We start from the raw sequence: 26,202 nt of genomic DNA, 5'->3' as shown, positions 1-26,202 counted from the left end.
AGCGCCGACGACAAACGCAAAGCCGCGGTGGCCGCCGCTGTCGCCCGTGCCAAAGCAAAACGCGCCGCGCTGGCAGAACCGGCTGACGCCGCACAGGCAGAACCGGCTGACGCTGCACCGGCAGAGGCAGAACCCGCGCAAGCCGCTTCAGCTGAGCTGAGCGCCGACGACAAACGCAAAGCCGCGGTGGCCGCCGCTGTCGCCCGTGCCAAAGCAAAACGCGCCGCGCTGGCAGAGCCGGTTGACGCCACACCGGCGGAGGCAGAACCCGCGCAAGCCGCTTCAGCTGAGCTGAGCGCCGACGACAAACGCAAAGCCGCGGTGGCCGCCGCTGTCGCCCGTGCCAAGGCAAAACGCGCCGCGCTGGCAGAACCGGCTGACGCCGCGCAAGCGGAACCGGCCTCCGCGGAGGCGTCAGACAACCCGGTAACCGAAAACAGTGCGTTAAACAAACACGCACCTGAACCGTTGCGCCAGGAGGCCGGCACACAGCCCACCGGCCGCGCGGCGGAAAAACAAGAAAGTGACCCGCGCAAGGAGGCGGTCGCTGCGGCGATTGCCCGGATTAAGGCGCGCAAGGCCGCCGAAGAAACGATGTCGAACGAGGAATAAATGGCTTTCAGAATCGCAAGTTCACCTTTTACCCATAACCGGCAACGTACCAGCAGCATCATGCTGTGGGTGATGCTGGCCTGCATCCCCGGCATGGCGGCGCAGTGGTACTTTTTCGGCCCCGGCAACCTGGTGCAGGTGGCGCTGGCCATGGTCACGGCGCTGATTGCTGAAGGGGCGATCGTGGCGCTGCGCCGCCAGTCCGTGAAAGCAAAACTGGGTGATAACTCCGCCCTGCTCACCGCGCTGCTGCTCGGCATCAGCCTGCCGCCGCTGGCACCGTGGTGGATGATTGTGCTCGGCACCTTCTTCGCCATCGTGATCGCCAAGGGGCTGTATGGCGGCCTCGGCCAGAACCCGTTCAACCCGGCGATGGTGGGGTACGTTGTGCTGCTGATCTCCTTCCCGGTGCAGATGACCACCTGGCTGCCGCCGGACACCCTGCAGGCGCACGCGCTGGGCTGGCACGACACGCTGCTCAGCATCTTCAGCGGCCACAGCAGTGAGGGCCTCACCGCCTACCAGTTACAGATGAATGTGGACGGCGTTACCCAGGCCACGCCGCTGGACGGCTTCAAAACCGGGCTGCGTGCCGGGCATGAGTACACCCAGTTGCTGGCCCAGCCGATCTACAGCGGCTTCCTGGCCGGGCTGGGCTGGCAGTGGATTAACCTCGGCTTCCTGGCGGGCGGCCTGCTGCTGCTCAGCCGCCGGCTGATCCACTGGCATATCCCGGTGAGCTTCCTGCTGATGCTGGCGTTTTGCAGCGGGCTGGCGTGGCTGGTGAACCCGGCGCTCAACGCCTCGCCGCTGATCCACCTCTTCTCCGGTGCGACGATGCTCGGCGCGTTCTTTATCGCCACCGACCCGGTAACGGCCTCCACCACGCCGCGCGGCCGCCTGATTTTCGGCGCACTGATTGGCCTGCTGGTGTGGCTGATCCGTGTCTATGGCGGCTACCCGGACGGCGTGGCCTTTGCCGTGCTGCTGGCCAACATTACCGTGCCGTTGATTGACCACTACACCCAACCCCGTGTCTACGGGCATCGCTGAGGAGTTATGATGTTTGATACCATGCGACGCCACGGCACGACCCTGGCGCTGTTCGCCGCCCTGACCACCGGCCTGACTGCCGTGGTCTATACCCTGACCAAGCCCACCATCAGCGATCAGGCGGCCCGGCAGCAGAAAGCGCTGTTTGATCAGGTGATCCCGGCCAGCGTCTATGACAACGCGATGCAGAACGAGTGTTACCTGGTCACTGACCCGGCGCTCGGCAGCGCCGCCCCGCACCGCCTCTACCTGGCGCGCAAAGGCGGTGAGCCGGTGGCGGCCGCGGTGGAAACCACCGCGCCGGACGGCTACTCCGGGGCGATCCAGATCCTGGTCGCGGCCGACTTCCACGGCAAGGTGTACGGCACCCGCGTGCTGGAGCACCATGAGACGCCGGGGCTGGGTGATAAAATTGAAGTGCGGATCTCAGACTGGATCAAGCACTTCGCCCAACAGACAATTAACGGGCCGGACGACCGCCGCTGGGCGGTGAAGAAAGATGGCGGCATGTTTGACCAGTTTACCGGCGCGACCATTACCCCGCGTGCGGTGGTGAATGCGGTGCGCCGCACCACGTTGTATATGGAAACGTTGCCGCCGCGCCTTGCCTCTTTACCTGCTTGTGGAGCCTCTGATGAGTGAAGCCAAACGCGTAACCCTTGACGGGTTGTGGAGAAACAACTCCGCGCTGGTGCAGTTGCTGGGCATGTGCCCGCTGCTGGCCGTGACCTCAACCGCCACCAACGCCCTCGGGCTGGGGCTGGCGACCACGCTGGTGTTGTTCTGCACCAACAGTTCGATCTCGATGATGCGCCGCTGGATCCCCAGCGAAATCCGCATCCCGATTTACGTGATGATCATCGCGTCGGTGGTGAGCTGCGTGCAGATGCTGATCAACGCCTACGCGTACGGCCTGTACCAGTCACTGGGGATTTTTATCCCGCTTATTGTGACCAACTGCATCGTGATTGGCCGCCCGGAGGCGTACGCCGCCAAAGCGCCGGTGCGTTACGCCGCGCTGGACGGGCTGATGACCGGCCTCGGCGGTACCCTGACGATGTTTGTGCTCGGGTCAATGCGCGAGATCCTGGGCAACGGCACGCTGTTTGACGGCGCAGACCAGCTGCTCGGCAGCTGGGCGAAAGTGCTGCGCATCGAAGTGGCGCACCTGGATTCGCCGTTCCTGCTGGCGATGCTGCCGCCGGGGGCGTTTATCGGCCTGGCGATGCTGCTGGCGATCAAATACCTGATTGACCAGAAGATGAAAGCGCGCAACACGGCGGTGATCGTCACCACGCCGGTTGCCCAGCCGGGGGAGCCTGAAAAAGCGTTATGAATCAGGAGAAACGGACGACTATTCTGAGCCGGTTGCGGGACAACAACCCGCACCCGACCACTGAGCTGGCGTACAGCACCCCGTTTGAGCTGCTGATTGCCGTGCTGCTGTCGGCGCAGGCCACGGATGTCGGCGTCAACAAGGCCACCGCGAAACTCTACCCGGTGGCGAATACCCCGCAGGCGATTCTGGATCTCGGTGTGGACGGCCTGAAGGAGTACATCAAAACCATTGGCTTGTACAACAGCAAGGCGGAGAACGTCATCAAGACCTGCCGCCAGTTGCTGGAACGGCACGGCGGCGAGGTGCCGGAAGACCGCGCCGCGCTGGAGGCGCTGCCGGGCGTCGGGCGTAAAACCGCGAATGTGGTGCTGAACACCGCGTTCGGCTGGCCGACCATCGCCGTTGACACCCATATCTTCCGCGTCAGCAACCGGACGAATTTCGCGCCGGGCAAAAACGTTGATCAGGTTGAAGAGAAACTGCTGAAAGTGGTACCGGCCGCCTTCCGGGTGAACGCGCACCACTGGCTGCTGCTGCACGGCCGTTACACCTGCATTGCCCGTAAACCGCGCTGCGGCTCCTGCATTATTGAGGATCTCTGCGAGTACAAAGACAAGGTATACGAGTAACGCTTTTCCGCCCTCACCCCAGCCCAGGGACGTGAAACGGGCTGGGGTGCGCCACGGAGTAGTGCCGCCCCAGTTTGCCCTGCAACATCAGGTTAAATACCGGGGCGTCCGGGTGCGTCAGGCGGTTTTGCAGCAGGTTTACCGCCTCCACCCCCAGCGCCCGGCACGGCACGTGCAATGTGGTCAGCCACGGGGCCAGCGCCGTGAGCGGCGGGTGCGATACCCCGCTGCCGAGCAGCGAGACATCCTGCGGCACCCGCAACCCCAACGCCTTCAGGGCAGCCATCGCCCCGTTTACCAATTGGCTGCCGCCGCACAGCAGCACACTGGGCCGCTGCGACGGCGGGCAGGCGGCAAAATAGCCGCGCACCGCCTCCTGTGCCTCTTTTTCACAGAAATTCTGCGTCACCAGCAAGTGATGCTCCTCATCGAACGGGCAGTGGTGATGGCGGAAAGCGCTCTTGATGCCCTCCAGCTGGGCCATCAGGGTTTCACGGCGCAGGCAGAGCAGCGAGAGAATGCGGTGATGCCCCTGCTCCAGCAGGTAATGCGCCCCGCGAAAGCCGATCGCCCGGTGGTCAGGCGAGACGCTGTCGAGCGCCATCTCGTGGTCAAGGCTGTTAATCAGCACGCAGGGCCGGCCGACACTGGCCGCCAGCTTGTGCACCACCGGGTCATCAATGCCGAGCAGGATAATCGCCTGCGCGCCCGATGCCGTGATCTTTTCCAGAAACAGCGGGACGTCCGCGTGCTGCTCCTCCAGTGCGCAACTGTGGAGCTGGACATCGTGCGGGGCAATCGCCTCCTGCACGCCCTGGATCACCTCGTAATAAAAGTGAGCGCGCCGGGCATAAAAAGCCCGGTTGGGCGCAAACAGCATAATATGATTAATCAGCAACCGGTTGGAGAGCGTTTCCGCCACGCCTATTTCCCGTGCGCAAGCGAGTATTTTATCCCGCGCCTGTTGGCTGGTATTGGATTTACCTGCCAGCACCCGTGATACGGTGCTGAAAGACAAACCGGTGCGTAATGAGATTTCCTTTATTTTTAACTTTCCCATAGGGGTGCCCTCTCCGGCACACAGGCCCCGCAGGACATTTTCCACCGGTAGCCTCTTGAAATTATTCAGACGACGCAGGCTACGTGAAAAGCCCCCGGCGCGGTGCGAGTATTATCACAAATCAGCACGCTGCCCCGACAAGGGTGAGTATTTATTTGCCTGTTCGGTTATTTCCCGGTAATAACCGCCGGAAAGAGATTTTTATTAATAATTAAATTAAGCCTGGCTTCATTGTTATTAATACGTTGCTGTCATTATATTCCGGTATTTGCTGTTGAGGTTAAGTGGAAGGTTTTAGTTGCTCATGTGAGTTGGGGAAGGTTTCGGTTGTTTGTGTGAGCTGGGGAAGGTTTCGGTTGCTCATGTGAGTTGGGGAAGGTTTCGGTTGTTTATGTGCGGTGGAAGGTTTCGGTTGCTCATGTGAGTTGAGGAAGGTTTCGGTTGTTTATGTGTGGTTGTCTACCTGGCCCGCTGCGCCTCAACCGAGCAGGGCGCGCCGGTGCGCTCGCCCTGCACCCGCGCACGTTCGGTGGGTTGGCTGAATCATTGCACGCTCTCGCGTGTACCCTCACTCCGCCTCCGGGCTAATCGGACCGCCGCAGACACGCTCCCAGCGTGGCTGCGACTCTCGCACACATCCATGTGTGCTCGCCCGGCCCTGCGTCTCCACTCGGCAATGATTTTTACGCCCCTACCAGGCTGCCTATCTTTGGGTATGTAAGGAAATGGTAGGTGGGGATTTTTGGGTATCCTGCCCGTTCGCCCGGCCCTTCGTCTCCACTCGGCAATGATTTTTACGCCCCCGCCACCTCTGCATATCGTTGAGTATGTAAGGAAAAAGTAGAGGGTAAATATTGCCCGGCCCTGCGGCTCCACTCGGAAATGATTTTTATGCCCCACCACTTCTGCATATCATTGGGTAGGTGCGGAAAACGTTGGCCGCAAATCCAGGCATTCAGGCCGTCTCACTAAAACAGGAGGCTTTCATGATCATTGCCCAGGTATCAGACATTCATGCAGCACCTGATAATGACAATCTCTCCCGGCTCGCGCGTGCCCTCTCCTGGCTGGATTTCATTAAGCCAGATGCCCTGGTACTTACCGGCGACGTGATTGATAACAATTGGTCAGAAGGCTACGAAAAAGTATCGGCTTGCGTGCATAACAGAACCTGGCCAACCTTTGTTCTGCCCGGTAATGCTGACGATAGCACAGGAATACGCGCCATGTCGGGTCGCCGCGCCGGGTCTCCGGCCACAGCAGATGATGCGCTGCATTTTGTGGCGGAGCTCAGCGGGATACGCCTTATCGGGCTTGACTCAACGCTCCCGGGATCGCCGGCAGGCAGTGTGTCTGAACATCTTCGGTGGCTGGAACATACCCTGCACACCGGCGGCGTGACACCCTCAATACTATTTCTGCACCATCATGTATTCCATAGCGGCATTCCTACCCTGGATCAGATCATGTGCCGTGACGCGGAGAAACTGGGGGCGCTGTTAAGGCGGCATCCGCGGCGGCCCATCGCTATCGCTACCGGGCATGTCCACCGGCCAATGGCGGGCAATCTGGCAGGGATCCCCGCTTATATCTGCGGCTCCATCTGCCCCGCTAACCCGGTGTGGTTTGGATCAGACACCGTGCCCCCGGCTGACGATCCCCCCTCGCTGATGCTCTATCGCTTTGCTGATGGGGCGCTGGTCAGCCACATTATTGCGGTGTGATCGCCTGTTGCGACCGCAATAGCGGGCGTTTTCCGGGAGAGCGGCGCAATTCGCCAGAGAAATGACGGGATAATACGGCGAGGCAAACGCGTTCCCCGCTGACAAAAAAGGAGCACCTTCCGGCACTCCCTGTTTTTATTGCAGCGGCGTTGTTCTGCCGGGCGGTTACAGCAGTTTTTTCGACTGTTTCAGTACCACGTCGCAGGCTTTGGTTTTCAGCTTCTGCTTCAGCTGGGCAGTGCCGACGCCGATGTTGCTCAGGTTCAGGTCGTTGCCCTGCCCGGTGTGCAGGATGCCGCCGAGGCCGTCCTGGTAATCTTCACTCTGCGCGCCGGACGCGCTCTGGATGCCGAGCTTGCTCAGCAACTGATCTTTCACACTGGCGGCATTGGTGGTGGAGAGCACATTGTTTTTGACGCAGTACTCCAGCACGCCGGCGGCGTTGGTGGCGCTTTCGGCTTTCAGGCCGTTGTCGCCGCCGTTGAGCAGCCCGGTCAGGGTGCCAAGCGACAACCCGCCGCTGCCGGTGGCCGCGGTGTTGCTGCCGCCGGCGGCAGTGTTGCTGTTATTGCTGTTCAGCGCGTCACTGGCGCTTTTCAGCGTACCGGCCCAGTCGGCTTGCGCCGCGCCGCTGAGTAAGGTGCCGCCCAGTGCCAGCGCAACCAGCCAGCGTGATGAAAATTTACCCATGTCCTGCCCTCATTGAGAAAAATGAACAAAAATGATGCCAAAATCAGGCTGCAACCTTAGGCAGCCGCGCAGGCCGCCTCAACCAGATCAGTCTGAGTTTGCCGCTGAAGGGGTGAATTCAGCGGCTTATCCGGCTTAAGGCAGGATAACAGGGGAAAACGCTGCCGTCAGGCGCGATAATCGTTGGCGCTGGGTGGCTGTTTGCGTTGCTGCAACGCCAGCAGGATCGCCTCGTAGCGCACCTCATCCAGCCGGTAGAGGCACCACCAGAGCACCAGCGTCAGCAGTGCCAGCAGGCCGGGGTAGATAAACATCAGCAGCGTGATGCCGTGCTCGGCGGTGGGCGTCTGGATACTGTTGGGCCGGTAGCCGACCCACGCCAGCACCACACCCGGCAGGGAACCGGCAATCGCCTGCGACAGCTTGCGGCTGAAGGTGAAAAACGAGTACACCATGCCTTCGGTACGCAGCCCGGTTTTCCACTCGCCATACTCCACGGCGTCGGAGGCGAAGGCCCAGTAGAGGCTGTTCACCAGCGCGCTGCCGAAAAACGCCAGGCAGGAGAACAGGATAAACGGCAGCGCACCGGGCGTGGGCCAGAAATAGTTGCAGAGATCGCCCAGTGCCCAGATGGCGCAGCCCAGCACAAAGGTCACTTTTTTGCCGTGGTGCTTGCTGAGCCACGGCACACAGGCCACGCCCAGGAACACGCAGCCCATGCTGAAAAAGCCCATATAGGGCAGGATGCCGATGTCACGCAGCACATACTGGCAGTAGTAAACCTGTGCCACCAGTTTCACGTTAAAGGCGGAAAAGGTCAGCAAATTCACCAGGCAGAGCAGCAGCAGCGGCCCGTTGCGGCCGATGGCACGCACCCCGGCCATCAGCGGAAACGGCGGTGCACGGTGCACGGCCACCGGCTGGCCGATGCGCTCATGGATGTTGGCATAGCAGAACAGCTGCAACAGCACGCCCACCAGCGCAAAGCCCCCCACCACCCACAGCGCGCCCTGTTGGCTGGTGGGCACCCAGGCCAGCAGCGGCACAAAACAGACCGTGGTGATAAGCAGCGCCAGGTTTGAGCCGCCCTGCCGCCAGGCGGCCAGTTGGGCGCGCTCCACCGGGTCTTGCGTCATCGCCGCGATCATCGAGCCGTAAGGGATATTCACGATGCTGTAAATCAGCCCGAACAGCATATAGCTGAAATAGGCCCACAGCAGCGTGCCGTCCGGGCTGAAGCCCGGCTGCCAGAAACTCGCCAGCGTCGCCAGCCCGAGCGGGATCGCCCCGAACAGGATAAACGGCCGGAATTTGCCGCGTGGGCCGATGTTGCGCCGCCGGTCTACCCAGGTGCCGACGCTGAAATCCGCCAGCGCGTCAAACAGCTTGGTGAAGAAAAACACCCCACCGGCCGCGGCGGGCGGCAGGCCCAGGGTGTCGGTGTAGAACTTCAGCAGATAGATCTGCCCCAGGTCAAACATAAAGCCGTTGCCGACGTCACCCAGCCCGTAGGCCAGCTTCTCGCGCAGCGTCAGCAACGGTTGCGCCTGCTCGCGCCCGGCGGGCTGTGCGGCCGCCAGGGTTGTGGAATGGTGCATCATGATGTTTTTCTCCTCACCTGAACGGCCGGCGGTCGTGGTGTGTGTGGATCAGGCGTTCCCGGCGGGGTGCCGGCGCGCCTCCAGTTCACTGACGATCTTCACGTAGGTCTTCTCATTCAGGCTGTAAAACAGCCCCATAATGGCGGCCGTGGCCAGCGCCAGCACGCAGGGCCAGACAAAAATCAGCTGGCGCAGCCCCTCCTGTGTGGCGGCGGACTGCACCACGTTCGGCACGTAGCCAATCTGCGTCAGCATCAGGCCGGGGAAGAATCCGGCCAGCGCCTGCGACACTTTGCGGAAGAAGGTGAAGCCGGTGTACACCGTGCCCTCAGCGCGCACGCCGGTGCGCCATTCGCCGAACTCCACGGTGTCTGACACCAGCGCCCAGTTGAGGCTGTTGACAAACGCCGAGCCGAAAAAGGCCAGGCAGGAGAACAGCACAAACAGCAGCGAACTGCTGCCGGCCGTGTAGTTCAGCAGGTCGCCCGCCGCCCAGATCAGCAGCCCGCCGAGGTACACCGGCTTTTTGCCGAAGCGGCGCACCATCGCCGGCACCAGGAACACGCCGAGGAAAATACAGCCCATGCTGAAGAAGCCCATCCAGGCCATCAGCGAGAGGTCATGCAGCACGTACTGGGTGTAGTAGATCTGGATCGCCAGCTTGACGTTAAACGCCGCCAGCGTGCAGAGGTTGGCGAGGCAGAGGATAAACAGCGGCCGGTTGCCGGCGATGGCGCGGAACGAGGCGAGCAGCCCCGGCCGTGCGCCGGTGGGCGCGGTGCTGAGGTGGCGCTCGGTGACGCCGCGGTAACAGAGCCACATGCAGCCGAGGCCCAGCAGCGCAAACAGGCTGGACGCCACCAGATAGCCCTGCTGCGGGTTCTGCGCAAAGCGGTCGAGGATCGGCACAAAGCCCACGGTGCAGAGCAGCAGCCCGAGCGTGGCCCCGCCCTGTCGCCAGGCAGCAAGCTGCGCGCGGTCGTCGGGGTTTTTGGTCATCGCCGGCACCATTGCGCCATAGGCGCAGTTCATCATGCTGAAGAACAGGCCGTAAAGCATAAACAGCACGGTCGCCATCAGCGCCTTGACGCCCGGTGAGAACGGGGTGCCGATGAAGTTGAACACCGCCAACAGTGCCACCGGGAAGGCGGCAAACAGGATAAACGGCCGGAACTTGCCGCGCGGCCCGACGTGGCGGCGGGCATCCAGCATCACGCCGGTGCCCATGTCGGTGAAGGCGGTAAAGAATTTCGCCACCAGAAAAATCAGGCCGCCCCACGCGCCCGGCAGGCCGAGCACATCGGTGTAGAACTTGAGCAGGTAGAGCGTGCCGATATCCAGCAGCAGGTTGGAACCGACATCGCCGAGGCCATAGGCGACTTTTTCGCGCAGCGGCAACGTAGAGAGCACAGCGCGCGGCGGTGCGTCGACGGAGAGGGTCATGGTTAATCTCCTGAGAGGCGCACCGCCTGGCGGTGCGCACATGGAATAAGCGGGTGCCGGTCAGGCGTTACGCAGGGAGGCGAACAGCGCCGCCCACGCACTGTCACGGCGGTAGAACACCGGCGGTTGCCCCAGCGGCGCGGCGACGGTCACCTCATGGCCGCCGCTGTCCGGCTCGCCGGTCCAGAGGTTGACCCAGTGGTCGCGCGGCAAATAGAGCGTCCAGTCCCGGCAATCGGGCTGGTGCACCGGTGCCACCAGCAGATCCCGCCCCAGCAGGTACTGGTAGGCGAGATCGTGCGTCTGCGGGTCATCCTCGTAGTGCAGCAGCAGCGGGCGCATCACCGGGATGCCCTCGCGGCTGTTCTCGGCCACCGCCTGTTTCAGGTAGGGTTTCAGGCGGCGGAAGATGCCGGTCATGCGCGCCAGGTGGCGCAGGGTGTCGTCGTCACTGTCGAACTGCCAGTTGTCGTCCGGGCGGTTGCCCTCGTGGCTGCGCATCATCGGGGTGAAGGCGGCGAAATCACACCAGCGCAGCAGCAGCTCTTTGCTGCGTTTCATGCCGAACAGCGTGGTGTAGCCGCCGAGGTCACTGTGGTGCAGGCCGTGGCCGGTCATCGCCAGCGACAGCGCCGCCGGGATAACCGACGCCAGCCCGTCATCCAGGCTCCAGTCCACGTTCTGATCCCCGGCCCACATCATCAGCGAATATTTCTGGCTGCCGGTGTAGCCGGCGCGCATAAAGAACAGCACCTCGCCCAGTTTGCCGGTTTCGGCCAGCGCCTCGTAGTTGCACTGCGCCCAGAGCGCCGGCCAGCGGTTATGCATGATTTCCGCGCTGACGCCGTTGTGCAGGAAGGTGTCGGTCGGCAGGTATTCGCCGAAATCGGCCATCCAGCCGTCGAGGCCGAAGCCGATCAGGTTGCGTTTGATCACCTCTTTGTACCAGCCATACGCCGCGGGGTTGGTGAGGTCCACCACGCCTGCGTAGAACTCGCCGAACTCCACCTGATAATCGCGGCCGTCGGCGTCACGCGTCAGGTAGCCGTGGGCCGCCGCCTCGGCGTACAGCTCTTTTTCCACTGCCACATAGGGGTTGATGTAGCCGAGGAAACGCACGCCCTCCTGTTTCCACTGCGGGATGCGCCGGTCAAGCTGCGGGTAGAGTTCCTCGTCCCAGCGCCAGTTCCACATCAGCCGTTTGCCGAATGAGGTGATGCGCCGCCCTTCCCAGTCCTGCGCCCAGATGCCCGCCACGCTGACGCCCATCTCACGGGCGCGATCCAGCTTCTGCTGGCAGATGTCGGTGCCGCCCTGAATGCCGAGGATGATGCCGTCATACACCCAGTCCGGCAGTTCCGGCTGGCGGCCGAGCATCGCCGAGAGTTTGCTGACCAGTGCCAGCTGGCTCGGGGCGGTGTCAAAGCAGAGCTCGGCCTGCGGCTCCCAGATCGCCAGCTCATGGTGATGGGGCGCGGAGAAGTCAAAACACATGTAGCTGCTGTTGCTGATATGGCAGAAATAGCGGCGGCTGGAGACAAAAGTCGGCTGCGGGAAGAACGTCCAGTAGTAGTCGCCGCCGGCGTTTTCCTGGCAGTCCGCCTGCCAGGTGACCAGCGTTTTTTTGTTGCGCCCGACGCCCTGTTCACTGGTCCAGAGCGGGAACGGGCGGCCGCGCAGGTTGAAGTAGGAGAACTGCTCGCCACAGCCGTAAACACGCTCGTCCGGCTCCGCCGCCAGGTTCAGCCACAGCCGGTTATGGCGCGGGCTGCTGTTGGCGATCGACAGCCGCAGGCGGCCTGCGTCATCCTGTGCGAGGGTCAGCGTGGCGGACGCGACCGCCCCGCGTGACAGCGTCACGCACAGCCCGTGCGCCGTGTCGGTGATGGCGCAGTCAGTCAGCGCCAGTTTCTCCTGCAGCTTGTCTTTGATGCTGAAATTGCCGCGGAACATCTCGATGTCCGCCTCGCCCTGCCCGACGCTCAGGCAGGGGTATTGCGCGCTGTGTTGCAGTAACAGGCGGCCGTCCAGGTGCAGGGTAAAGCCATCCTGGGTTGGGCTGAACCGGAGGCCGCCCTGGGGGGTAGTGCTTGTCATGGTGATATGCTCCCTGTGTGCGAGCCGGCATCAGGCCAGCTCAAGCAATTCCAGATCCAGCAGTTGCGCGACTTTGCGCAGCAGTGGGCGGTGGTCGCCGTAGGCCAGCGAGGTATGGTGCTCCATCCCGGCCGCCAGCAGCCGCTGCCGGTAGAGGTCGGCGTGCACATCCAGCCGCGCCACCCCGGCGGTGCCGGAGAAGGCCAGCGGCGCTTTCAGCATCTCGCCGCCCGCCAGCATCAGCCGCAGCTTGCCCTGCCCCTGCGAAATGCGGCAGAGGGTGATACGCCCCGGTTTCAGGGCAAATTCCGACAGCAGCGGCAGTTTGCGGTTGGAGTGCAGTGCGGCACGCACCGGGGCGTCGCGGTCGGCCATCTCAATCGGGGCCTGCCCACAGTGCCAGAACACCACGCTGTCCTGATCCGGGTCGATGTCCACCAGATCGGTGTTGAATGCCCCCTGGCCGGATGCCCATTGCAACAGCAGCGAGGAGATCACGCCGAACATGTCCGCCTCGCAGCCGCACGGGATCTGGTCTTCATTCATCAGCGCCAGCGCGCCGCAGGCGGCACAGCCATACTCGGTGAAGAAATCGGGCCAGCAGCGCACGGCGATGCCGTCATAGCCGTGGGTTTTCGCCTGCTGTTGCAGCGCGGCGTAAACTTTCAGCGTTTTGCGGGTCGGGGTTTCCGGCATCTCGCTGAGGTTGCTGAAATCACGGCTGCGCCGCTGCCACGGCACCTCGGTAACGCTCTCCGGCAGTGCCGCCGCCTGCGCGATCAGCTCATGCACCGGTATACGCTCACTGTGGGTGCCGAAACGGTGCACCAGTTGGTCACGGTCATAGTTGCAGGCATCAAAACCCTGCGGGTGGTCGCCCACCACCAGCACCTTCGCCTGCCGCAGTTTGCCGACGATCCCGGCGGCCTGCGCCAGCAGGCGCAGCTCCGTGGCGGCGTGGGCGCTGTCCGGCGCGGCGTGCAGCGTCTGCACGCTCAGGCCGTGGCGGCTCAGGGCGTGGCAGGCGAGGTTCACGCCGCAAAAGGCGTTCAGCCGCAACCGGCCGCCGGTACGCGCTTCCGGGAATGACCAGAGCAGCGTGGGGATTGACCACGCCCGCAGCAGTTCAGTGGTTAGCGCCGCGTCGGTAAAGGTCACCTGTAAAATCACCAGCAGGTCGGGCTGCGCCTCACGCAGTGCGGCGGTGGCGGCGTGCACGGCGTCCGCCTCCAGGCAGAGCACCGGCTCCCCCGCCAGCCGGTAGCCGAGGCCGCGCAGCGTCTGCCACGCCTGCGCCAGCATCTCTTGCGCATAGGGCACATCAAAGGTGGCGCGCCCCAGGGCGAGGACGCCGAGGGTCAGCGGCCGGGCAGTGTTATCGTTCATCGCTTACTCCTCCCCGATCAGGCTGAAATGGTGCGCCGTGTGGTGGCGATAGACCTCGCCCGGTTGCAGGACAACGCCGGGGAAATGCGGCTGGTTGACGCTGTCCGGGAAGGCCTGCGTCTCCAGGCACAGCCCGGCAAACGCGCCGTAGTGCACGCCGCCCTTGCCTCTCCACGGCCGGTTGCTGAGTTTCGCGCCGTTATAGCATTGCAGGCCGGGCTGGTCGGTGAACACCCGCATTTCGCGCCCGGAGTCCGGGTCGGCCAGCGTGGCCGCCGGGTGCAGGCCGTGGCCTGCGGCCTGCGCCCGCAACACGTAGTTGATGTCGATGGCCGGTTGCTGCGCCATCGCGATACCCAGCGCCACCGGTTGGCGGAAATCAAGCGGCGTGCCCGCCACCGCGTGGATTTCGCCGGTCGGCAGCATCGTTTCCGGGTCAACCGGGGTGTAGAGATCGGCCGCTATCTGCAACTGGTGCCCGCGGATGTCTGACGCCTGCGCTGACAGATTGTAGTAGCTGTGGTTGGTGAGGTTGACCGGCGTCGCCCGGTCCGTCACCGCCTCATACTCGAAATGCAGCACGTTGTCCTCGGTGAGGCGGAGGCGGTGCGTCACCGACAGCGTGCCGGGGTACCCCTCTTCGCCGTCCGGCGAGACGCGGTGGAACCGTACGCCGTCCGGTTCGGCCTCTGCCTGCCAGACATATTTATCAAAGCCGCGCACCCCACCGTGCAGGTGCTGGCCGGTGGCCGCCTCGTTGCAGGCGAGCGTCATGGCCTCATCGCCGAGGCGGAACCGGCCGCCGCCGATGCGGTTGGCACAGCGCCCGGCGATCGCCCCGAAAAACGGGTGGCCGGCCTGGTACTCCGCCAGCGTGTCAAAGCCCAGCACCACGTCCGCCAGCCTGCCGTGCCGGTCAGGCAGCCAGAGCTGGGTCACGATGCAACCGTAGTTAGTGACTGCTAACCTGATGCCCTGTGCATTGGTCAGGGTAAACAGGCTGACCGCCTGCCCCTGGTGTTCCCCAAACGGGGTTTCTGTTACCTGCGTCATCTCACTCTCCTGTAAAATGGCCCGCCTGCCCCTGACTGCCGAACAGCCGGATCTTCTCCTGCACTTTGCGCCGCATCGCCTCACGCCCGCCGCCCAGCGACACCGCCAGCGCGTACTCCTGCGGGTCATCGGCCAGCACCGCCGCCATGCCTTCGGTAAACGCCTGGCGCAACTCGGTATCCACATTGACCTTGGCGACCCCGAGGCGGATGGCGCGGCGCACCTGATCGTCCGGCACGCCGGAGCCGCCGTGCAGCACCACCGGCCGCTGCACGACTTCGCGGATCTCAGCCAGCCGGTCAAACGCCAGCCGGGGCGTTTTTTTGTACAACCCGTGGGCGGTGCCGATGGAAACCGCCAGATAATCCACCCCGGTGGCCTGTACAAAGGCCAGCGCCTCGTCGCAGCCGGTGATCAGCGCATCCTCTTCCGCCACGTCGATCTCATCCTCCACGCCGCCGATTTTGCCGATCTCCCCTTCGCAGCCGATGTGCAGCGCGTGGGCGACATCTGCCACCGCGTGGGTAATGCGCACGTTTTCGTCAAACGGCAGGTGCGAGCCGTCAAACATCACCGACTGGAAGCCACAGCGCACCGCCTCCATGGTCTGCTCAAAGCTGCGGCTGTGGTCGAGGTGCACGCAGACCGGCACGGTGACGCGATCGAGCCAGGCATCCACCAGCGCTTTCATCGGCCGCATCCCCAGCGTGTTAATCACCTTCTGGCCGATTTGGATCATCACCGGGGACTGCTCCGCTTCGGCCGCCTCCAGGATCGCCAGCACGGTTTCGGCGTTATGGGCGCTGAACGCGCCAATGGCATAACCCTGCTGCCAGGCATGGCGAATCAGGGTATCTCCCGCGATATAGGGCATAGTTCACTCCTCTGTCGTGATGTATCAGATATCGTGATGTGTCAGATGTCGTGCGTGTCAGACGCCGTGATGATCCCGCCCTGCGGCGGCCCGTACCTGTTCCAGCAAGGCGCTCCAGTCCTGCCGCCCGCGCCCTTGCGCCCGGGCCTGGCTGTACAGCTCCCGCGCGGCGGCGCCCAGCGGCAGCGGCACGCGCAACTGGCCGCCGATGTCCAGCGCCAGCCCCAGATCCTTATGGGCCAGATCGATCATAAAGGCCGGGCTGAGGTCACCTTTCAGCACCTTTTCCGGCCAGCTGGTGGTGAAATGCCCGCGCCCGGCGGAGGTCTTGCCCATCACCTCCAGTGCAGTCGCGAGCGGCAGGCCGAGCGCCTCGCACAGCACCGCCGCCTCAGCCGAGAGCGCATTGAGCGCGATGCTCATGTAGTTGTTGACGATCTTGATGCGGATACCGCGCCCCGGCCCGCCCGCCTCCACCAGCGTGTCCCCCATGCAGCGCAGCAACGGCGCGGCGCGGCTCACCTGCTCCGGCGTCCCGCCCGCCAGGATCAGCAGCGTGCCCGCCACCGCGTGTTCCGAGGTGCGCCCGACCGGCGCATCCATAAAGCTGAAGCCCCGCTCGGCCATCGCCTGCGCCAGGGCGTCGCTTTCCAGCGGGTGAATGGTGGACATCTCCACCACCAGCGCACCGGGCGCCAGGGTGCCTGCCACGCCCTGCGCCCCCAGCAACACCTCCCGCACCCGTTGCCCGTCCGGCAGCATGGTGATCACCACCTCCATGCCGCGCGCCGCGTCTGCCGGGCTGGCGGCGGCCTGCGCCCCGTCGGCCGCCAGCGAGGCCACCGCCTGCGGGTTGAGGTCATACACCTGTAACCCGTGCCCGTGGCGCAACAGGTTCCGCGCCATCGGCGCGCCCATCTGCCCCAGTCCGATAAATGCCACTTTCGCCATACTGCGTTCTCCCTGTTGGTCACCTCTAAGACAAAATGACATCTCAACTGTCATTTCTTGTTCTTTTTTGATCATATTTGTTGTTTTGAGTAAAAAATCAGACACCAATCACTTTTCCAACAATTTCCGCCGATAAAATGGACACCCATGACCAACAGGATTGTTAAGGAGAGCGCCATGACCACATTGGCCTGTGTGGGGATTACCGTAGAAGACCGGTTGTACTATCTGGATGCGCTGCCCCTGGGCGGCGGCAAATATGTGGCCGGGGATTACCAGGAAGCGGGCGGCGGCCCGGCGGCCACCGCGGCAGTGGCGGCCGCGCGGCTGGGGGCGCAGGTCGATTTTATCGGCCGGGTCGGGCAGGATGCCTGCGGGGCATCACTGTGTGCCGGGCTGGCGGCAGAGGGCGTGTCAGTCCGGCACTGCCGCCGGGTAGCGGGCGCGGCCTCCGGCCAGTCGGCGATTGTGGTGGACCGCCACGGCGAGCGGATGATCATCAATTTTCCCGGCCGGGCGCTGGCCGCGGACGCCGCGTGGCTGGCGGAGATCGATTTCCGGCGTTATGACGCGGTGCTGGCCGATGTGCGCTGGCCGGAAGGGGCGCAACAGGCGATGACGCAGGCGCGGGCGGCAGGCATCCCGACCGTGCTGGACGCCGACCTCACGCCGCAGCCGATCGCCCCGCTGCTGGCACTGGCAGACCACGCGGCCTTCTCCTGGCCCGCCCTGCAACGGCTGGCCGGGGATCTGCCGCCGGAGGCCGCGCTGCGCCGGGCGGCCACGATGACGCCGGGCACCGTTTACGTCACGCTCGGCCGTGAGGGCTGTCTGTGGCTGGAGGGGGCGCACTGCCGCCACCAGCCGGCGTTTGAGGTGGAAGTGAAAGACACCACCGGTGCCGGGGATGTGTTCCACGGCGCGCTGGCGTGGGCCATTGCCCGCCGGGCGACCCCGGCAGAGGCGGTGCGCTGGGCCAGTGCGGCGGCGGCGCTCAAATGCACCCAACCGGGCGGACGCGCCGGCATCGCGGACTGTGATCAACTCAGCGCATTTTTGTCACATTATGTATAAACTGGCCCGGAACCGGACACGGAGATAAGGATAAGGAGCCGCCATGAGTGTGACGGATTTGACGGGCAACCCCCGGCATGACCAGCTGATCGCGCTGATTGCCGAACGGGGCTACATGAGCATTGAGGCGCTGGCCCAGTTGCTGGCGGTGTCCACCCAGACGGTGCGCCGCGACATCCGCAAGCTGAGCCAGGAAGGGTTTATCACCCGCCACCACGGCGGTGCCGGGCGCGCCTCCAGCCTGGTGAATACCGCCTTCGAACAGCGCGAGCTGGCCTGCACCGAGGAAAAACGGGCGATTGCCGAGGCGCTGGCCGCGCAGCTGCCCGACCGCTGCACGCTGTTTATGACCATCGGCACCACCGTTGAGCATATCGCCAGGGCGCTGCTCTCCCACAGCCAGTTGCGCATCATCACCAACAGCCTGCGGGTGGCGCAGATCCTCTATAAGCAGAAAGATTTTGAGGTGCTGGTGCCGGGCGGCACGCTGCGCGCCCACAACGGCGGCATCATCGGGCCGAGCGCCATCCAGTTTGTCGCCGGGTTCCGCGCGGATTACACCCTCACCAGCACCGGCGCACTGGAAGCGGACGGCACGCTGCTGGAATTTGACGTCAACGAGGCGGCGATGGCGCGGGCGATGATGGCCCACAGCCGCAATGTGCTGGTGGCGGCGGATCACACCAAGTTCCGCGCCTCGGCTGCCGTGGAACTGGCGCAGGTCAGTGAGATAAGCGCCCTGTTTACCGACAGCGCCCCGCCGCCGCCGCTGGCTGCCCGGCTGGCGGCCGCCGCGGTGGAGGTGCACCTGGCCCCGATCACCGCCACCGGCGACGCCGCGCCCTGATCGTCACCAATCCGCTGAATGGGCGGCCCCGGCAGCCCTTTCACAGCGGATTACCCGGCAGCGGGAGTGGTATACTGGCCTTTATCACATCGCTGAGCGGATCACCTGCCCTATTTATGGACATCAAACAACTTATCTACCTCTGCAACCTGGAGCGGGAGCGCCATTTCGGCCGCGCCGCCGAAGCCAGTTTCGTCAGCCAGCCGACGCTCTCCATGCGGTTAAAAAACCTGGAAAAAGAGCTGGGCCTGAACCTGATCAACCGGGGAAACAACTTCGAGGGGTTCACTGCCGAAGGGCAGCGGGTGCTGAACTGGGCGCGCGAGATTGTCGCGGTCTATCAGGGGCTGAAGCTGGAGGTGGACTCCCTGAAGCATGGGCTGACCGGTACACTGCGCATCGGCGTGATGCCGCAATGCAGCCTGTCGCTGGCTGAAATGCTGAAGGGTGTGCAGGCGGACAACCCGCGTCTTGACTACCGGGTGGCCGAGCTGAGTGCCGATCAGCTGCTGGACGCGCTGAACAGCCATGCGGTGGACGTGGGCATCGGGTTCTTTGAGATGACGACGCTGAACGAGCTGCGTTTCCAGATGCAGCCGCTGGAAGACAGCGGCGTGGACGTGCTCTACCACCCGGACCATTTCCCGCAACTCAACGGTGACGCGCCGCTGACGCTGGCGGAGGCCGCGGTGCTGCCGCTCTGCCTCTCCGACCCGAGCCGCTATTTCCGCCGCTACCTGGACAACCAGTTCAGCCTGGCCGGGCTGGTGCTGCGCCCGATCCTCGACAGCAGCTCGATTTTCCAGCTGATGCAGGGGGTGTATGTCGGGCTGGGCTGCGGGCTGGTGCCGCACGGCCATTTGATTGACGCCATGACCCCGGCACTAAACCACCGCCCGCTGGCGATTGCACCAATGAGCCGCCACGCCGCGCTGGTGGTCGCCGAAACCGGCCGCGCCACCCCGCTCGCCCAGCACTTCTTCGATGCCGCCCAGCACTGGCTGCGTGAACGGCAGAAATAAAAACGCCGCCTGGGAAGGCGGCGTGGGGTGCCGGGTAAACGGCGCTTAATGTAACTGCGGCGCGCGCTGTTCGCGCCAGTAGGCGTGCAGTTGCAGGGCTGCGTCGCCGATGTCCGCCAGGCTCTGCACGTAAGCTTCCGGCGTCATCTGCTCCAGCAGCGGTGCGTTCTCCTCCTGCCCGTGCAGGGCAATCGCCCCCAGCGCCGGTTCCAGGCTCTCCGGCAGCGGCGGCCAGTCACCCAGCGCCACGCCGCGCAGGTAGCCGAAGCACCATTCGTCCACAATCACCTGCTCCTCATCCCCTTCCTCGAGGTAGCCGAACATCGGGTCAAACTGGTCAGGCGCGTCATTGAGCCGCTGGTCGATGTCGTTCATATGCTGGAAGGTGAGATCCATAAAGCGGTTCATCTCCTGCTCCGATGACCAGCGCGGGATCTGATCCTCCCCGCCCCACAGTGCCGTCAGCCACTGCGCCGGCTCAATCACCGTCGGCCCGGAGAGGATCGCCGTCAGCAGGCCATCCAGTTCCGAGACATCCAGCACCGAGTCATCATTGCCGTACTTCAGCAGCACCTCGTCCAGCCACTCCAGCTCATCTTCAGTCAATGGCCCTTGATTCATACTGCGCCTCCTCAGGCTTAGGGGGGGCCGCAGAATGGCACCCCGGTGTCTTACCTTTATTTTAGCTGCCAAAACCGGAACGGCAGAGAGAAAAAAGCCGGCGCAGCGGCCGGCTCGTTTTAGTCTGGCGGACTAGATCTTCAGTTTGACGTAATCCACCGCGCGGCTGAACAGGCTGCCCTGTTTCACCGGCTCCAGCACCACCAGCGGGATCGATTTGAGCACTTTGCCCTGATCGACAATGTTGATCTTGCCGACGGCCTGCCCTTTTTGCAGCGGTGCTTCCAGTTGCGGGCTGTTCAGCACATATTGCGCTTTGATCTTGTCGCTGTCACCGGCCGGGACGCTGAGGAACACTGCGTCGGCGCTGCCCAGTTTCACTTTGTCGGTGTCACCGTACCAGACCTTTTCGCTGGCGATGTTCTGCCCCGCTTTGAACACCGGCAGGGTGGCGAACTCACGGAAGCCCCAGGTCAGCAGTTTGCGCGCCTGCTCCTCACGCCCTTTCGGGCTTTTGCCGCCCATCACCACGGCGATCAGGCGGCGCTGGCCTTCGGTCGCGGAGGCGATGATGTTAAACCCGGCGCTTTCGGTGTGGCCGGTTTTCAGGCCGTCGACGTTGAGGTTTTTATCCCACAGCAGGCCGTTGCGGTTGTTCTGGGTGATGTTGTTGTAGGTCAGCGTCTTCTCGCTGTACATGTGGTACTCCTCCGGCTCGCCGTGGATGATGGCGCGCGAGAGCACCGCCAGGTCGTGCGCGGTGGTGAACTGCCCCGGCGCATCCAGCCCGTGGACGGTTTCGAAGTGGGTATCGTTCAGGCCGAGGCGGGCGGCGTACTGGTTCATCAGGCCGACGAACGCCGGCTGGCCGCCGGCCACGTAATCCGCCATCGCCACACAGGCGTCATTGCCGGAATCAATGATGATGCCGCGGCTCAGGTCACGCACGGTGACGCGGTCGCCGGGCTTGAGGAACATCAGGGAGGAGCCGGCAAACACCGGGTTGCCTGCGGCCCAGGCATCTTTGCCCACGGTGACCACGTCATCCAGGGTGATTTTGTGCTGGTCCAGCGCACGATCCACCACATAGCCGGTCATCAGCTTGGTGAGGCTGGCCGGGTTGCGGCGCTCGTCCTGGTTGCCCTGCGCCAGGATGTCGCCGGTGGCGTAGTCCATCAGCACAAAGGAGGCGGCATCAATGCCCGGTGCCACCACCGGGAACGCCACCGGCGCGACGCCGGCTGCGGTCGGTGCTTCTGCCGCCATGCCCTGCCCGGCGGTCATCATCAATACGCCACATAACATACTCAATACACTACGCTTCACACACTTATCCTCTTGCTGCGCGGGCAACCCCGGCCCACGCAAAAAAACCGATGAAAATCCGGCGGGTAGAGTGCATGAATTCCGAAGCCGGTGGAACCCTAAGACTTTTGCCAAAGATTGCATAATGAAACTGGGCTGTTACAACTTGGTCACAAAAACCGCGACCGGCGCAAACGGGCTTTTTGTTGCGCAATCTGCGCCGGCGCGATAAGCATCCTCTATCAGGCGATTGCGCCATTCGATTAGACGCTCACCCCTTCACTCCCTAGAATTGCGACATAAATTATGCAAACGCTTAAAAAAGTGTTTACGTTTCTGAAACAACTACACCTGCGACAACACATCGAATGAAATTCAAACCTGCTATTAAACCGTACACCGGCGCTGCGGGCGGCTGGGGCGCGCTTGAGTCCACCACCCGTTATGTTTTTGACAGCAAAAAAGTCCTGTCCAATTTGCGCAACCTGATGCGCGTCAACAAAGGCCGCGGTTTTGACTGCCCCGGCTGCGCCTGGGGTGACGATAACCACAGCACCTTCAGCTTCTGTGAGAACGGCGCGAAAGCCGTGACCTGGGAAGCGACCCGCAAAGCGGTAGAGCCGGAATTCTTCGCCAAACACAGCGTGACCACCCTGCGCGAGCAGAGCGACTACTTCCTGGAGTACCAGGGCCGCATCACCCACCCGATGCGTTATGACCGTGCCACTGACCGCTACCGCCCGGTAAGCTGGGAAGCCGCCTTCGCGCTGATTGCCGAACACATCAAGGCGATGGACAACCCGAACCAGATCGAGCTGTACACCTCCGGCCGCGCCAGTAATGAAGCCTCTTACCTTTATCAGGTCTTCGGCCGTATGCTCGGCACCAACAACTTCCCGGACTGCTCCAACATGTGCCACGAGGCGAGCGGTGTGGCGCTGAAGCAGAGCATCGGCGTCGGCAAAGGCACCATCCGCCTGGAAGACTTCGAGAAAGCCGACGCGATTTTCGTCTTCGGCCAGAACCCCGGCACCAACCACCCGCGTATGCTGCACAGCCTGCGCCATGCCGCCGACCGCGGTGCACGCGTGGTGAGCTTCAATACCCTGCGTGAGCGTGGCCTGGAGCGTTTTGCTGACCCGCAGAAACCGCTGGAAGTGATCACCACCAAAGCCGGCCGCATCAGCTCCGCCTATTACCAGCCGAACCTCGGCGGTGACATGGCGGCCGTGCGCGGGATGGTCAAAGTGTTGCTGGAGCGCCACCGCCTGAAGCTGGCGGCCGGTGAGCCGGGCCTGTTCGACCAGGCGTTCCTCGACCAGAACTGCGAAGGCGTGGAAGCCTATTTCGACGCGGTGGATGCCACCTCCTGGGATCACATCGTCAGCCAGTCCGGCCTGAGCGAGCAGGAACTGCGCGAAGCGGCCACCATTTATGAAGGCGCAGAACGCGTGATCTGCACCTGGGCGATGGGCCTGACCCAGCACAAGCACTCGGTGCCGACCATCCGTGAAGTGGTGAACCTGCAACTGCTGTTCGGCCAGCTCGGCAAACCGGGCGCCGGCCTCTGCCCGGTGCGCGGCCACAGTAACGTGCAAGGCAACCGCACGATGGGCATCGATGAGAAAGCCCCGGCCGCGCTGATGGACAGCCTGGCGGCGCATTTCAACTTCACCCCGCCGCGTGAAAAAGGCCACAACACCGTGGAAGCGCTGGAAGCGATGCTGCGCGGCGAAGTGAAAGTGCTGATCGCCCTGGGCGGCAACCTGGCGGCCGCCGCGCCGGACACCGACCGCACCGCCGCCGCCTTGCAGGCCTGTGACCTGAGCGTGCAGATCAGCACCAAACTGAACCGCAGCCACCTGCTGCCGGGCAAAGATGCGCTGATCCTGCCGACCCTGGGCCGCACTGAGCTTGACATGCAGGCCACCGGCTCGCAGTTCATCACCGTGGAAGACTCCTTCAGCATGGTGCACGCCTCCGAAGGCGTGGGCAAACCGATCTCCGACATGCAGCGCTCTGAAACCGCCATCGTCTGCGGCATCGCGGATGCGGTGCTCGGCACCCGGTACCTTGACTGGATGGCGCTGGCCGCTGACTACAACCTGATCCGCAACCACATTGAAGCCACCATCCCCGGTTTCCACGACTTCAATGCCCGTTGTGACATCAAAGGCGGCTTCTACCTGGGCAACGCGGCGGCAGAGCTGCGCTTCAACACGCCGGGCAACAAGGCACACTTCAGCAGCGCCCCGCTGCCGGATGCGGTGATCCCGATGCCGAACGGTGAAAAAGCGCCGTTTACCCTGCAATCCCTGCGTTCGCACGACCAGTACAACACCACCATCTACGGCCTGGATGACCGCTACCGCGGCGTGTATGGCCAGCGTGAAGTGCTGTTCATCCACCCGCAGGACATGGCGGCGCTGGACCTGAAAGAGGGTGAGCTGGTTGACATCGAGACAATCTGGCACGACGGCGTTGAGCGCGTGGTGACCGGCTTCAAGCTGGTGAGCTATGACATCCCGCGCGGTAACCTGGCAGCCTACTACCCGGAAACCAACCCGCTGGTGCCGATGTCCAGCTTCGGTGACGGCACCCATACCCCGACCTCCAAATCGGTGCCGGTGGTGATTCGCCGCAGCGAACAACGGGACCTCCGCCGCATCGCCTGATGCGGTTTCCCGGCCCCGGCCGGGGGCGTGCCAAAGGCGCTTTTTTCGCAGGGGATTGCGGCTAAAGCGCTTGCCCGTCGCGGCTGATTCGCGTAAAACTGTCAGCCGCGATTTACGCCACCTTTAACCCATGCCCGGGACGCTATGTTTCAAGATAACCCGCTGCTTGCACAGCTAAAACAGCAACTCCACTCTCAGACTCCCCGCGCGGAAGGCGTGGTCAAAGGCACTGAGAAAGGCTTTGGCTTCCTGGAAGTGGATGGCCAGAAAAGCTACTTCATTCCCCCGCCGTACATGAAGAAAGTGATGCACGGTGACCGGGTAATCGCTGCCCTCCATACCGAGAAAGAGCGCGAAGTCGCTGACCCGGAAACGCTGGTTGAGCCGTTTTTGACGCGCTTTGTCGGCCGGGTACAGAAAAAAGATGACCGTTTGTCGATCGTGCCGGACCATCCGTTACTGAAAGACGCCATCCAGTGCCGCCCGGCACGCGATGTAAAACATGATTTCAAAGAGGGTGACTGGGCCGTTGCTGAGATGCGCCGCCACCCGCTGAAAGGCGACCGCAGCTTCTACGCTGACCTGACCGCCTACATTACCTTTGGTGAAGACGATTTCGCCCCCTGGTGGGTGACGCTGGCGCGCCACAACCTCGAGCGCGAAGCGCCGGAGGCCGAAGCGCCGACCGAAATGCTGGCTGACCAGCCGCCGCGTGAAGACCTCACCGCCCTGCCGTTCGTGACCATCGACAGCGCCAGCACCGAAGACATGGATGACGCCCTTTATGTCGAGACGCTGGCCGACGGCCGCCTGCAACTCACTGTGGCGATCGCCGACCCGACCGCCTACGTCAGCGAAGGCAGTGACATCGACAACGCCGCGCGCATCCGTGCCTTCACCAACTACCTGCCGGGCTTTAACATCCCGATGCTGCCGCGTGACCTCTCCGATGACCTCTGCTCGCTGCGCCCGAACGTGCTGCGCCCGGTGCTGGCCTGCCGCGTGACGCTGGGTGAAGACGGCAGCCTGGGTGATGACATCCGCTTCTTTGCCGCCAACATCGAGTCCAAAGCCAAACTGGTGTACGACGAGGTCTCTGACTGGCTGGAAGAGAAAGGCGGCTGGCAGCCGCAAAATGACGCGATTGCTGAACAAATCCGCCTGCTGAAGCGCGTGTGTGACCTGCGCAGCCAGTGGCGTGAACAGCACGCGCTGGTGTTCAAAGACCGCCCGGACTTCCGCTTTGTGCTGGGTGACAAGGGCAATGTGCTGGAGATCGTGGTGGAGCACCGCCGCATCGCCAACCGCATTGTGGAAGAGTCGATGATTGCCGCCAACGTCTGCGCCGCCCGCGTGCTGCGTGACCGCCTCGGCTTCGGCGTGTACAACGTGCACACCGGCTTTGACCCGCTGCTGGTTGAGAATGCGGTCACGATCCTGGAGGCCAACGGCATCAAGGCGGACGCCGCCGAGCTGCTGACCCTGCCGGGCTTCTGCACCCTGCGCCGTGAGCTGGATGCCCAGCCGACGCCGTTCCTCGACAGCCGCATCCGCCGTTTCCAGACCTTCGCGGAGATCGCCACCGAGCCGGGCCCGCACTTCGGCCTTGGCCTGGAAGCGTACGCCACCTGGACGTCACCGATCCGTAAATACGGTGACATGGTCAACCACCGCCTGCTGAAAGCAATCATCCTGGAACAGGGTGCCGAGCGCCCGCAGGCTGAGATGACGCAACAGCTGGCTGACCGCCGCCGCCTGAACCGCATGGCAGAACGCGATGTGGGTGACTGGCTCTACGCCCGTTACCTGCAACCGAAAGTCGGCAGCGGCGAGCGCTTCAGCGCCGAGGTGATTGACGTCACCCGCGGCGGCCTGCGTGTGCGCCTGCTGGACAACGGCGCAGTGGCCTTTATCCCGGCCCCGTTCCTGCACGCCGTGCGTGACGAGCTGGTATGCAGCCAGGAAACCGGCACCGTGCAGATCAAAGGCGAAGTCGCCTACCGCCAGAGCGACGTGATCGAGGTTGAAATCGCCGAAGTGCGCATGGAAAACCGCAACGTGATCGCCCGCCCGGCTGCCTGACCGGATCCCCCTCCGGCACTGGCCTGATCATCCCGCACCCCGGTGCGGGATTTTTTTTGCCTGC

Annotated in this window: 21 protein-coding genes and 1 pseudogene; 11 read left to right on the top strand and 11 right to left on the bottom strand. The window is 63.5% G+C overall.

What is annotated here, in order from left to right:
- From CYR52_RS22660 to nth, 5 genes and pseudogenes are all read left to right on the top strand, one after another.
- Positions 1 to 612, top strand: a pseudogene (locus CYR52_RS22660) (electron transport complex subunit RsxC); the annotation flags it as partial.
- The gene (rsxD, locus tag CYR52_RS12235) at positions 613 to 1,665 is read left to right on the top strand and encodes an electron transport complex subunit RsxD (protein WP_101828671.1); all 1,053 of its coding nucleotides are present in this window, start codon (positions 613 to 615) and stop codon (positions 1,663 to 1,665) included.
- 9 nt (positions 1,666 to 1,674) lie between these two features.
- Complete coding sequence (gene rsxG, locus CYR52_RS12230) at positions 1,675 to 2,307, top strand: electron transport complex subunit RsxG (protein ID WP_072933076.1); 633 nt, start codon at positions 1,675 to 1,677, stop codon at positions 2,305 to 2,307.
- Positions 2,300 to 3,001 (top strand): electron transport complex subunit E, encoded by a 702-nt coding sequence (locus CYR52_RS12225; protein WP_072933074.1) that lies wholly within the window; start codon positions 2,300 to 2,302, stop codon positions 2,999 to 3,001. Before rsxG ends, CYR52_RS12225 begins: the two co-directional genes overlap by 8 nt.
- Complete coding sequence (gene nth / locus CYR52_RS12220; RefSeq protein WP_072933072.1) at positions 2,998 to 3,633, top strand: endonuclease III; 636 nt, start codon at positions 2,998 to 3,000, stop codon at positions 3,631 to 3,633. The genes CYR52_RS12225 and nth overlap by 4 nt, the downstream gene beginning before the upstream one ends.
- 13 nt (positions 3,634 to 3,646) lie before the next feature.
- On the opposite strand, the gene CYR52_RS12215 is transcribed toward nth, so the two are convergent.
- A complete protein-coding gene (locus tag CYR52_RS12215; protein ID WP_101828670.1) occupies positions 3,647 to 4,693 on the bottom strand; it encodes a LacI family DNA-binding transcriptional regulator in 1,047 nt (348 codons plus the stop codon).
- Between the two features lie 986 nt (positions 4,694 to 5,679).
- Here CYR52_RS12215 and CYR52_RS12210 point away from each other — a divergent pair.
- Positions 5,680 to 6,417 carry a metallophosphoesterase gene (locus CYR52_RS12210; RefSeq protein WP_101828669.1) on the top strand — a complete coding sequence of 246 codons (738 nt, stop codon included), beginning with the start codon at positions 5,680 to 5,682 and terminating at the stop codon, positions 6,415 to 6,417.
- Between the two features lie 165 nt (positions 6,418 to 6,582).
- Here the strand turns inward: CYR52_RS12210 and CYR52_RS12205 are convergent, their stop codons facing one another.
- From CYR52_RS12205 to yihU, 8 genes are all read right to left on the bottom strand, one after another.
- Positions 6,583 to 7,107, bottom strand: coding sequence for a YjjA family protein (locus tag CYR52_RS12205; RefSeq protein WP_072933066.1), 525 nt, complete (start codon positions 7,105 to 7,107; stop codon positions 6,583 to 6,585).
- Positions 7,108 to 7,274: 167 nt separating this feature from the next.
- On the bottom strand, positions 7,275 to 8,708 hold the full coding sequence (locus CYR52_RS12200) for a glycoside-pentoside-hexuronide (GPH):cation symporter (protein WP_241522414.1): 1,434 nt from the start codon (positions 8,706 to 8,708) through the stop codon (positions 7,275 to 7,277).
- Positions 8,709 to 8,756: 48 nt separating this feature from the next.
- Positions 8,757 to 10,151, bottom strand: a complete 1,395-nt coding sequence (locus tag CYR52_RS12195) for an MFS transporter (protein WP_101828668.1) — start codon at positions 10,149 to 10,151, stop codon at positions 8,757 to 8,759.
- A gap of 60 nt (positions 10,152 to 10,211) precedes the next feature.
- Positions 10,212 to 12,248: an alpha-glucosidase gene (locus CYR52_RS12190; RefSeq protein ID WP_101828667.1), complete on the bottom strand. Its 2,037-nt coding sequence runs from the start codon at positions 12,246 to 12,248 to the stop codon at positions 10,212 to 10,214.
- Between the two features lie 30 nt (positions 12,249 to 12,278).
- Positions 12,279 to 13,634 carry an L-fucose/L-arabinose isomerase family protein gene (locus CYR52_RS12185; RefSeq protein WP_101828666.1) on the bottom strand — a complete coding sequence of 452 codons (1,356 nt, stop codon included), beginning with the start codon at positions 13,632 to 13,634 and terminating at the stop codon, positions 12,279 to 12,281.
- 3 nt (positions 13,635 to 13,637) lie between these two features.
- Complete coding sequence (locus CYR52_RS12180; RefSeq protein ID WP_101828665.1) at positions 13,638 to 14,687, bottom strand: aldose epimerase family protein; 1,050 nt, start codon at positions 14,685 to 14,687, stop codon at positions 13,638 to 13,640.
- A gap of 1 nt (position 14,688) precedes the next feature.
- Entirely contained in the window at positions 14,689 to 15,561 is an 873-nt protein-coding gene (locus tag CYR52_RS12175) for a class II fructose-bisphosphate aldolase (protein WP_072933056.1), read from the bottom strand.
- A gap of 57 nt (positions 15,562 to 15,618) precedes the next feature.
- Entirely contained in the window at positions 15,619 to 16,512 is an 894-nt protein-coding gene (yihU, locus tag CYR52_RS12170; RefSeq protein WP_101828664.1) for a sulfolactaldehyde 3-reductase, read from the bottom strand.
- A gap of 177 nt (positions 16,513 to 16,689) precedes the next feature.
- On the opposite strand from yihU, the gene CYR52_RS12165 reads away from it, so the two are divergent.
- From CYR52_RS12165 to CYR52_RS12155, 3 genes are all read left to right on the top strand, one after another.
- Positions 16,690 to 17,586 carry a PfkB family carbohydrate kinase gene (locus CYR52_RS12165; protein WP_072933051.1) on the top strand — a complete coding sequence of 299 codons (897 nt, stop codon included), beginning with the start codon at positions 16,690 to 16,692 and terminating at the stop codon, positions 17,584 to 17,586.
- 43 nt (positions 17,587 to 17,629) lie between these two features.
- Positions 17,630 to 18,433, top strand: a complete 804-nt coding sequence (locus CYR52_RS12160; protein WP_101828663.1) for a DeoR/GlpR family DNA-binding transcription regulator — start codon at positions 17,630 to 17,632, stop codon at positions 18,431 to 18,433.
- A 116-nt stretch (positions 18,434 to 18,549) separates the two neighbouring features.
- A complete protein-coding gene (locus tag CYR52_RS12155) occupies positions 18,550 to 19,455 on the top strand; it encodes a LysR family transcriptional regulator (RefSeq protein WP_072933047.1) in 906 nt (301 codons plus the stop codon).
- Positions 19,456 to 19,500: 45 nt separating this feature from the next.
- Here CYR52_RS12155 and CYR52_RS12150 read toward each other — a convergent pair whose 3' ends face one another.
- The gene (locus tag CYR52_RS12150) at positions 19,501 to 20,076 is read right to left on the bottom strand and encodes a YecA/YgfB family protein (RefSeq protein ID WP_072933045.1); all 576 of its coding nucleotides are present in this window, start codon (positions 20,074 to 20,076) and stop codon (positions 19,501 to 19,503) included.
- A 132-nt stretch (positions 20,077 to 20,208) separates the two neighbouring features.
- On the bottom strand, positions 20,209 to 21,402 hold the full coding sequence (dacD, locus tag CYR52_RS12145) for a serine-type D-Ala-D-Ala carboxypeptidase DacD (protein WP_072933043.1): 1,194 nt from the start codon (positions 21,400 to 21,402) through the stop codon (positions 20,209 to 20,211).
- A gap of 347 nt (positions 21,403 to 21,749) precedes the next feature.
- Here dacD and CYR52_RS12140 point away from each other — a divergent pair, with 347 nt between their 5' ends.
- Together CYR52_RS12140 and CYR52_RS12135 are read left to right on the top strand one after the other, a co-directional pair.
- Positions 21,750 to 24,056, top strand: coding sequence for an FdhF/YdeP family oxidoreductase (locus CYR52_RS12140; RefSeq protein WP_072933040.1), 2,307 nt, complete (start codon positions 21,750 to 21,752; stop codon positions 24,054 to 24,056).
- Positions 24,057 to 24,200: 144 nt separating this feature from the next.
- A complete protein-coding gene (locus tag CYR52_RS12135) occupies positions 24,201 to 26,138 on the top strand; it encodes an exoribonuclease II (RefSeq protein ID WP_072933038.1) in 1,938 nt (645 codons plus the stop codon).
- Positions 26,139 to 26,202 lie beyond the last annotated feature (64 nt).

The sequence above is a fragment of the Chimaeribacter arupi genome (assembly GCF_002858805.1).
Lineage (GTDB): Bacteria > Pseudomonadota > Gammaproteobacteria > Enterobacterales > Enterobacteriaceae > Chimaeribacter > Chimaeribacter arupi.
Note: the sequence above shows the minus strand (reverse complement) of the source record. Positions and strands in the feature narration are given on the sequence as shown.